This window comes from Microcystis sp. M20BS1, assembly GCF_020245305.1.
GTDB classification, from domain to species: Bacteria; Cyanobacteriota; Cyanobacteriia; order Cyanobacteriales; family Microcystaceae; genus Microcystis; species Microcystis ichthyoblabe_A.
On record NZ_JADBUZ010000150.1, the window covers coordinates 1 to 10,108 of the forward strand.

Consider the following 10,108-nt stretch of genomic DNA (forward strand, 5'->3'; position numbering starts at 1 on the left):
ACCCTTATCCTGACTTGATTTCAGTTTTTTCTTTGTTTTGTAAGGGTGTCAACAAGGAATATTACAAATTGTTAACCGAGTCTTGAAAGCCTTGTGCTACAAAGGTTTGAAATGTTAAGAAAGATGTGACTAAAGGACAGCTTATCAAGGGGGGCAGGGGGGATCAGAGGCAAAATCTATCTTCAATTTAATTATAACTACTTACTTAATCGCTAAAATAACTGACAATCGATCAAGTCTGAGCATCTCCCCCTGGTCAGGGTGCTATAGCTGACAATGAGTCGCTATAATAGAATTCGCCGATCGCTAACTTCTCCCTCGGTAAAATTTCTATGACTGGAAGACTGAACAAGCTACAACAAGATTTAAAGAACATAGAAACGGAAGTGGCAAATTTAGCCGAAAGAATGCGGGAAAAATACCGAATTTATCTTGATTTACTCGGTGAATCTCTCTATAAACAGGCGATCGGAGCAGTGTATTATATCTGTACCCGTTACTATGGGGGGGAATTTCTGGCTCTCTCCCACAGCAATCGTCAGAAACTACAAGAGGAGATCAAAGCTCTAGGACAAGAGGCTAAAGCCAGTTTACAGCAATTGGGCGAGCAGAGCTTCGATCGAGGGACATTTTCAGGGGTAGGATTCTCTAAAAGTCCAGCAGAGACGAAAAATACCCCAGATTTCTTAAAACTTTTTCTAAACAAACCGGAAAATCTAGCCGCAACTGGAGAGATTAATAACCCCGATATTTTACTCCATTGTTGTCGAGTGCTGGAAAAAAACTGTATCGAGATTCTCAATCATCTCTCCAAACAAATTAATCAGCAACTACAAAAAGCTTATATTCTTCCCCCTTATCTACCTAGTCAAATTATCGATATGGCAATTCAAGCGGGAGAAGAGGGACAATCCCTAGGTGGAGGAAATAATATGTTAAACATTTTAGTAGAAGCTAAAAACCCTGAACCAGAGGAAGAAAAAGATGAAGATGAAGATGAAGATGAAGATGATGGGGATGATCATGATTTTTCAAGTGGCAAAGTCACTAAAGTAACGGCAATTCATCTACGAATGGCTGAACTGGAATTTGCTGATACGCGCTTAAGTGTCGAAAGAAATCAAATTCGCTCCCTTTGGGAACAATTAAATCGTCTAGGTAAACAATATTATCACCTTCGCAAAGAATATACTATTGCTCAAGCGGAAGCGGCGTGGCGCAGTAGTTGGTATGATTAATCAGTTATAATTAAACAGAGGTAAGCTATTAAGAATTTAAATTGCTTGTTGAGATGAGGCAAGAGGCAAGAGGCAATAGTAAAGGGATTTGGGGAGATTTAGCCAATCTAAGGATAGGCGGTTAAAATGTGTCTTAGCTTATTAGGGAAACATAATACTGGGAAATTTGGAATCAAGAGGCAATTATGAAAGGGGAAATACCCGACTGGGTGAGATTACAAAAAGCCTTATCTGTAGAAGCGGAAAAAGGTTATCCCGATCTTCAGGGAAATCAGTACCGTTTTAGCGAGTTTTTGTGTCTTAGTTTCGGGGATAATCCTCCCGTGGGAATTGCCACCAGTGAGAGAAATCGCTGGCGAGAATTAGCCCAAAAATTTGCCCAATATTCCCAATTTAATCCCAGACAAAGACAACAATTAGTCGCCGAAACTCGCAATTTTTTGCAACAATTACGGCAAACTTTAGAAGCAACCCCGACCCCAAAAGAACCAGCTGCGGCGAAAATTATTAATACCACTCCCATCACGGCAAAGGCTAATTCTCCACGGCAAGTCACCCTGGAACAACCCTTGAAATATCTAGCGGAAGTGGGAGAGAGAAAAGCCAGTCTTTTAGAAAGATTAAACCTCCACAAAGTTGAAGATTTATTATATTATTATCCCCGGGATCATGTGGATTACAGTCGTCAAGTTAATATCGCTAATTTAACCGAGGGGGAAACGGTAACTTTAGTGGGGAATGTCAAGCGCTGTAATTGTTTTAATAGCCCCAAAAATACCAAGTTAGCTATCTTTGAATTGCTCTTACAGGATCGTACTGGACAGATAAAATTAAACCGTTTTTATGCGGGAACTCGCTACAATAATCGTGCTTGGCAAGAAGGACAAAAAAAACTCTATCCCGTCGGTTCGGTGGTGGCGGTTAGTGGTTTAGTCAAAGCGGGAAAATATGGGTTAACTTTAGAAAATCCTGAATTTGAATTATTAGACAGTTCTGGGGCAAGTATTGAGTCCTTAAAAATCGGGCGTATCCTGCCGGTTTATCCCCTCACCGATGGAGTACCCGCCGACCTAATTAGAAAGGCTGTAGTCGCCGCTTTTGGGGCAGTAGAGGCGATAAAAGACCCCCTACCTTTCGGTCTAAAAAAACAATACGGATTAATCGATTTAAAAACAGCAATTACTAACATTCATTTTCCCAATAATTCCGATATTCTCAGTCAAGCGCGACGGCGATTAGTCTTTGATGAATTCTTCTTTTTACAATTGGGTTTTCTGCGGCGGCGGCAACAGTATCGTCAGACACAGAAAAGTGCTATTTTTAGTGCTAAGGGTCAACTAATTGATCAATTTAATCAGATAATTCCCTTTCAATTAACCAATGCTCAAAAACGAGTTATTGAGGAAATTTTAGAGGATTTAGATTCTAGCACCCCGATGAATCGTCTTGTGCAGGGGGATGTGGGTTCTGGCAAAACAATTGTCGGAGTTTATGCTATTTTAGCAGCCCTACAATCCGGTTATCAAGCGGCATTAATGGCTCCCACCGAAGTTTTAGCAGAACAACATTATCGTAAGTTAGTTAGCTGGTTTAATCTCTTACATTTACCCGTAGAATTATTAACTGGTTCCACAAAAACTGCTAAACGGCGAGAAATTCACGCCCAATTGGAGACAGGAGAATTACCACTTTTAGTGGGAACTCATGCCCTAATTCAAGATGCAGTTAATTTCCGCAAATTGGGGTTAGTTGTTATTGATGAACAGCATCGCTTTGGGGTACAACAAAGGGCAAGATTATTAAGTAAAGGAGAGTCTCCCCACGTTTTAACCATGACAGCAACACCGATTCCCCGTACTTTAGCTTTAACCTTACATGGGGATTTAGATGTGAGTCAAATTGACGAATTACCCCCCGGCAGACAACCGATTCAAACCACCGCTTTAAATGGGAATCAAAGAAGGGCTGCCTATGATTTAATTCGGCGTGAAATTGCCCAAGGCAGACAAGCTTATGTGATTTTTCCCTTGATTGAAGAATCGGAAAAATTAGATGTTAGGGCTGCGGTGGAAGAATATCAAAATTTATCAGAAAAGATTTTTCCCAATTTTAATATCGGTTTACTCCATGGTCGCATGAGTTCCGCCGAAAAAGAGGAAATCTTAACAGCTTTTCGCGATAATATTCTGCAAATTATTGTCTCAACTACGGTTATTGAAGTGGGGGTGGATGTTCCCAATGCCACGGTGATGTTAATTGAAAATGCCGAACGTTTTGGCCTTTCACAATTGCATCAATTACGGGGGCGCGTCGGCAGAGGTTCCCATCAATCCTATTGTTTACTTTTAAGTGGCAGTAATAGTGCTAATTCCCGTCAAAGATTGACGGTTTTGGAACAATCCCAAGACGGCTTTTTTATCTCGGAAATGGATATGCGATTTCGCGGTCCAGGAGAAGTTTTAGGACAACGACAATCGGGTTTACCAGATTTTGCCCTCGCTAGTTTAGTCGAGGATCAAGAGGTGTTAGTTTTGGCAAGAGATGCCGCCGAAAAAATTATGTTAGATGATCCCCATTTAATCACTTTGCCCAATTTGAAACAAGCTTTAGAAGCTAAATATCAACGGATGTTAGGAGCGGATATTTTAACTTGATTTAGATGTTCAGTGATCAGTAAACAGTAATACTAAATCCAGTTATTAAAAACTGATTATTTATTCTCCGTTTTGCAGGAGTGCCTCTCTTGATATGTAGCCCATACTCAACGGATTTACTATTACTTCCGATTTTATCACTCAATCCAAGCTTTTGGGGGGTTCTACCCCCCAAACCCCCCGTTGGGGGCGTGGCGCCGCCCCCAAACCCCCCGCGCATTAGTTTTTCGGTGGGATGCTTACACGCAGCCGCTGACTCATCTGTAATAATTTAGGAGTCACTGATAATTGCTGATTGTCGGTATTTCTACAAATGTGAGATGCACCCAATCAGTAATCAGTAAACAGTAATCAATAATCAGTGAAAAGACAGCAGCAAACTGGCATTTGATGAGGCTCACTTAATACATACTGCTCATTCAAAACTTAAAACTCAAATCTTATAACTGATAACTGATAACTGATAACTGATAACTGATTCAATTAACCAAATTTAATCATTTCTCGTCCTACCATCACCGGTAATTCCCCTTTTAAAATCGGAATCAATGTCTCGCGAATTCTGTCCGCATCGGGGGGGCATCCCGGCATAAAAATATCGATGGGAATGACTTGATGGACTGGCAGCACTTGATCTAATAATTCGGGAACGATACCGGGTTCTTCTGGTAGTTGAGGGGTGTTATCTCCTAACTCTAAATAAGCCCTTTTTAGCACGGGATCGGCAGTTCCTAACATATTCCGCATAGCGGGAACATTAGCAGTCACGGCGCAATCACCAAAAGAAACGACGGTTTTGGTATTTTGACGGACTAGATGAATTAGTTCTAAATTATCCTGATTAGCGATCGCTCCTTCCACTAAACAGACATCGACATTTTCTGGATAGGTTTTCAGATCGCAGCCGACGGGACTATATACCACGTCAACTTTTTCGGCTAATTCTAACAGCCATTCATCCAAATCGAGGAAGGACATATGGCATCCCGAACAACCGGCTAACCAGACAGTAGCGAAGCGAATTTTAGACATAATTTTAATTCCTTGATTGGTATTTTTTGGCTGAGTTGCAATTTGATCAAAAGGATCAAACGCAAAGAAATTCTCTTTTAAGCTATTTTTGCCTCCAGGATAAACTCTTGCATTTTTTCCTCAAAGAAAGGGGTTAAATCTAGATTTTTCCAGTCTTTAAGTAGCTCAAAAATAATCGCCTCCGATGCAAAATTTCCCGTATAGGAAATAAAAGAAAAAGGACGTTTGCCGAAATTGAGCAAACAGCTTAAAATCGTGCAATGGTCTTTTACTCCAAAACCAAGAGAACAGGTTTGATCTCGATCTTTTACTCGCCAATTATCAGCACTTTTGGCATAAATATCTAGGGCAACTAAAGCGGAATCCACCTCTCTAGAATATTTAATTAAGAGCGAATACAAAACCCTAGGCTCTTGACTGACATCAGACAAAATTTCAATTATCCGACAAGGAATACTAGAAAATTGCGCCGTCAAATTGGAGAGAGACTGACACATTTCTAGGGCTTGCAGAAATTGCGATTCGGGTGATGTGGTCATAATTATCTCGTTTGCTGAATTGAATCAGACCAAGGATATTGTTTTTGTGCCAGTAAATGCGCTTGTTGCTGCGAAAAGCCTCGATTAATCACTAAGTCAGATTCGTAGATTTCATGATTGAGAAACATCCGATCAAGATTATTCCCTTGAGCGCCAGCGAGTCTTCACCAAGCTGCTACCATTAAACCTTCGGGAAAAAATTGATATCGAGACACTCCCGATCCAAAAGCGTAATCCTTGGCGCGTCGGATATCGATTTCCGAGATTTCGTATTGGGCAGCAATCCCTAGGATATCTTGATTATTACCCATAATCTGATCATAGTCCTCCCTTACCTTGGCGGTTAATTTTTGCTCGTAGATATCTAAATGCGCCCATCGATCACTATCGCCCTCCATCGATTACTTTAACGCGTCCATTGGTGTTCAGTCCTGGCGTTAACTAAAAATTCCAACTTCGATCGATCTTCCTCTTTTTCGGAAACGGCGGAACCCTTGCGGAATATGGCTCCCGTTGGACAAGCGGCAACACATTTGCCGCAGGAAGTACAGGCAGAAACGCTGCCCCAAGGCTGATCCATTCCCGCGATAATTTTATCTTTTTCGCCGCGATAAGCCAGATCCCAAACGTGCGCCCCTTCAATTTCATCACAGACTCGCACACAACGGGTACAGAGAACACAACGATTATGATCGATACCAAAAAGATGATGGGAAATATCGACTTCTCGCTTGGGAAAACGGTAGGGAAAACGACTATGATCCATACCCACTTCGATGGCTAAATCTTGTAATTCACAGTTACCATTAGCCACACAAACCGCACAAACGTGATTGCCTTCAGCGAATAATAATTCCACTGTCATGCGGCGATATTCTTTCAGTTTTGGGGTATCGGTATGAACCACCATTCCTTCCGCCACTTCCGTTACACAGGCAGGTAATAATTTATTAATACCTTCAATTTCTACCAAACATAAGCGACAGGCAGCCACTTCGGAAACCCCATCGAGATGACAGAGGGCGGGAATTTTTATTCCTACCTGACTAGCGGCTGCGAGAACTCGCGAACCTGCTTCGATCGCTACATCTTTGCCATCAATGCTTAAAGTGATTACGGACATAAAAATTATTCTCCTTGAGGATAATATCCCTCTCCTTCCCATAGGCCACAATTTGTGGCCAAGGGTGGGATTTTTACAGAAAGTTTTAACCTAGACAAGCGGCTAAGTCTTTTGCGGGGGTGGTAATCGGCTGCAGATGATAGGTATCGGAGAGGAATTTGAGGACGTTAGGGGAGATAAATGCCGGTAAAGTTGGTCCCAGACGGATATTTTGAATACCTAGATGCAGCAGGGTGAGCAGTACAGCGATCGCTTTTTGTTCGTACCAAGAGATAATTAGGGAGAGGGGAATCTCGTTGACGCTAACGTTAAAAGCGTTGGCTAATCCTAGGGCGATTTTGATGGCACTATAGGCATCATTACATTGTCCCACGTCCATCAGCCGGGGTAATCCTTCGATAGTACCTAATTGTTTGTCGAAAAAGCGGAATTTTCCACAGGCAAGGGTTAAAACGATGCAATCTTCGGGAACTTGTTCCACGAATTCGGTGTAGTAATTGCGATCGGGTTTTGCCCCATCGCAGCCCCCAACTAGGAAGAAGTGACGGATTTTACCCTGTTTAAGGGCATTAACCAGCGTATCAGCGACACTGAGAACGGTATTGTGGGCAAATCCCACCATTACCTGCCGAGGTTCGCTTATTTCAGTAAATCCGGGCAATGATTGCGCTTTAGCAATCACGGGACTAAAATCGATCGCACCGTCCACTGTTTCTAAGCGGTTAATATGGGCATAACCCACAGGTCCGAGGGTAAAGAGTTTACTTTCATAGTTTTCGTGGGGGGGCATGAGACAATTAGTAGTTAAAACTATTGCCCCCGGAAACTTAGCAAATTCTTTAGTTTGATTTTGCCAGGCGGTGCCATAATGACCGTAGAGATGGGGATATTTTTCTTTGAGTTTTGGATAACCGTGGGCGGGTAATAATTCTCCGTGGGTATAGACTGTTATCCCAGTATTGGCAGTTTGTGCCAGTAACGCTGCTAATTGTTTAATATCATGGCCGGAGACTAAAATGGCTTTACCTAGACGCGGATTTAAGGGAACATTTGTCGGTATGGGATGACCGTAGGTTTCGGTATGACCTTGATCTAATAATTCCATGGCCCGCAGGTTTGCTGCCCCAACTTTTAGACAGATTGCCACCCAATCATTCAGGTTTAAATCACTGCGATCAATTGCCGCTAAAGTCTCTTGGATAACCTGATAAACTGAGTCATCCTCTTGACCTAATTCCTGAGCGTGGAAAGTATAGGAAGCCAGACCTTTAACTCCGTAGATAGCGGTTAACTTTAGGGAAAAAATATCGAGATCCTGTACTTTTTCAATTAGTTCTAAGGATACTTCTTGACCTTGGCTGACTAGGCTCTCATTAAAATTAGGCTGATAGTTAGCAAGTGCAGACCAGTCCACCGATCCCAATTGTGCTTTTAAATTTTCCCGAATCTCTAAACAACGCTGAATATAATCGGTAAAACGTCTTTGATCGAAGTTCACATTGGTCATGGTGGCGAAAAGCGACTCGCAGGTAAAAATATCGGCTTCGCGAGTAGATATCGCCGCTTCTTTGGCTTTTAAAACCACCGATGCTAATCCCCGCAGACAATAAACTAATAAGTCTTGAACGGCGTTGACTTCGGGACTTTTTCCACAGGCTCCCCACTGATGACAACCATTACCACTAGCGGTTTGTTCGCATTGTTCACAAAACATAAGTTTTCTCTCTTTTTTCAGTGGATTGACAGATTGTTGCGATTTTTTTCTACTAAATTTAATTCTGCTTTTTTGAAAGTTAGTTATCGGCCCTCACCCAGCAAGAATTATGGATTTTACGACTGGAAAGCTTGTCTTGACAGCCTCTCCTCTCTGAACTATGTTTTTATTCTCTCACTCTTTTTGCCGGTTGGGTTCTGATTTTAGATTTCCTCAAGAATTACTGATTAAACAATTATTTAGTTGTCTTATTAAATTAAGTATTTTTGGTGATTTTTATGATATAATGAGCGAAACTTTCGATTTTTAGCTGGGTGTTTGCCAGTGTCATAGCAATCGGTCTCCTGATTAGGATCGAAAGTTGGAACTTAAGAGTTATTATACCCTAACTCTGATGATAGGATTGCTTTCGACATAGATAGTTATCTCTTTTGTTATTTACTTAACTTAGCAATGATTGAAACCGCTCATCTCCCCGAATCTGCTCAAAATCTTTATCTGTTTTTGCCATATCCTGATATTCGACATCAAGATTGATGGCGCGTTGTAAGTTTTCGATAGCTAATTCCACATTATTTTGTAAGCCATAACAGCAAGCTTTATTGTAGTAAGCATTAGCATAATTTGGATTAATTTTAATAGCACGATCACAAGATTCTAGTGCATCTTTATATCGTCCCATACAAGTTAAAACATATCCTCGATTACCCCAAGCTTCATGGTAATCGGATTTAATTTCTAAAGCTCGATCGCAGGATGCGATCGCTTCTTCAAATCTGCCTAAATTACCTAACGCAATCCCTCGGTTGTTCCAAGCATCAGGGTAATCGGGTTTAATTTCTAAAGCTCGATCGTAGGATGCGATCGCTTGTTCAAATCTGCCTAAATTATTTAACACAACCCCTCGGATAAACCAAGCTTCATGGTAATCGGGTTTAAATTCTAAAGCTCGATCCCAGGATGCGATCGCTTCTTCAAATCTGCCTAAATTACCTAACGCAACCCCTCGGCCGTACCAAGCATCAGGGTAATCGGGTTTAAATTCTAAAGCTCGATCCCAGGATGCGATCGCTTCTTCAAATCTGCCTAAATTACCTAACGCAATCCCTCGGTTGTACCAAGCATCATGGTAATCGGGTTTAATTTCTAAAGCTCGATCGTAGGATGCGATCGCTTCTTCATATCTGCCTAGATTACCTAACGCAATCCCTCGGTTGTACCAAGCATCATGGTAATCGGGTTTAAATTCTAAAGCTCGATCGAAGGATGCGATCGCTTGTTCAAATCTGCCTAAATCATCTAACGCATTCCCTCGGTTGTTCCAAGCTTGATGGAAATCGGGTTTAATTTCTAAAGCTCGATCGTAGGATGCGATCGCTTCTTCAAATCTGCCTAAATTACCTAACGCAATCCCTCGGTAGTTCCAAGCATCATGGTCATCGGGTTTAAATTCTAAAGCTTTGTCGTAGGATGCGATCGCTTCTTCAAATCTGCCTAAATTAGCTAACGCAACCCCTCGGTAGTTCCAAGCATCATGGTCATCGGGTTTAAATTCTAAAGCTTTGTCGTAGGATGCGATCGCTTCTTCAAATCTGCCTAAATCAGCTAACGCAACCCCTCGGTAGTTCCAAGCTAGATGGAAATCGGGTTTAATTTCTAAAGCTTTGTCGTAGGATGCGATCGCTTCTTCAAATCTGCCTAAATTACCTAACGCAACCCCTCGGCCGTACCAAGCATCAGGGTAATCAGGTTTAATTTCTAAAGCTCGATCGTAGGATGCGATCGCTTCTTCAAATCTGCCTAAATTA

8 protein-coding genes are annotated in these 10,108 nt (G+C 41.7%); 2 read left to right on the plus strand and 6 right to left on the minus strand.

Features of this window, described 5'->3' with window-relative positions; genetic code table 11:
• Positions 1-332 precede the first annotated feature (332 nt).
• Together IM507_RS15305 and recG are read left to right on the plus strand one after the other, a co-directional pair.
• Positions 333-1,238, plus strand: a complete 906-nt coding sequence (locus IM507_RS15305) for a hypothetical protein (RefSeq protein ID WP_069475228.1) — start codon at positions 333-335, stop codon at positions 1,236-1,238.
• Between the two features lie 185 nt (positions 1,239-1,423).
• A complete protein-coding gene (gene recG / locus IM507_RS15310) occupies positions 1,424-3,892 on the plus strand; it encodes an ATP-dependent DNA helicase RecG (RefSeq protein WP_123229881.1) in 2,469 nt (822 codons plus the stop codon).
• A gap of 483 nt (positions 3,893-4,375) precedes the next feature.
• On the opposite strand, the gene IM507_RS15315 is transcribed toward recG, so the two are convergent.
• The 6 genes from IM507_RS15315 to IM507_RS15340 all read right to left on the minus strand — a co-directional run.
• Positions 4,376-4,924, minus strand: coding sequence for an NADH-quinone oxidoreductase subunit B family protein (locus IM507_RS15315; RefSeq protein WP_002733074.1), 549 nt, complete (start codon positions 4,922-4,924; stop codon positions 4,376-4,378).
• Between the two features lie 77 nt (positions 4,925-5,001).
• Entirely contained in the window at positions 5,002-5,463 is a 462-nt protein-coding gene (locus IM507_RS15320; RefSeq protein ID WP_069475225.1) for a hypothetical protein, read from the minus strand.
• A gap of 164 nt (positions 5,464-5,627) precedes the next feature.
• Entirely contained in the window at positions 5,628-5,861 is a 234-nt protein-coding gene (locus tag IM507_RS15325) for a hypothetical protein (protein WP_287637288.1), read from the minus strand.
• 8 nt (positions 5,862-5,869) lie between these two features.
• Positions 5,870-6,586, minus strand: coding sequence for a bidirectional hydrogenase complex protein HoxU (hoxU, locus tag IM507_RS15330; RefSeq protein WP_002734546.1), 717 nt, complete (start codon positions 6,584-6,586; stop codon positions 5,870-5,872).
• Positions 6,587-6,671: 85 nt separating this feature from the next.
• A complete protein-coding gene (gene hcp / locus IM507_RS15335; protein ID WP_287637289.1) occupies positions 6,672-8,300 on the minus strand; it encodes a hydroxylamine reductase in 1,629 nt (542 codons plus the stop codon).
• Between the two features lie 442 nt (positions 8,301-8,742).
• Positions 8,743-10,108 (minus strand): tetratricopeptide repeat protein (locus tag IM507_RS15340; protein ID WP_287637290.1); only part of this gene is annotated, 1,366 nt, incomplete at its 5' end.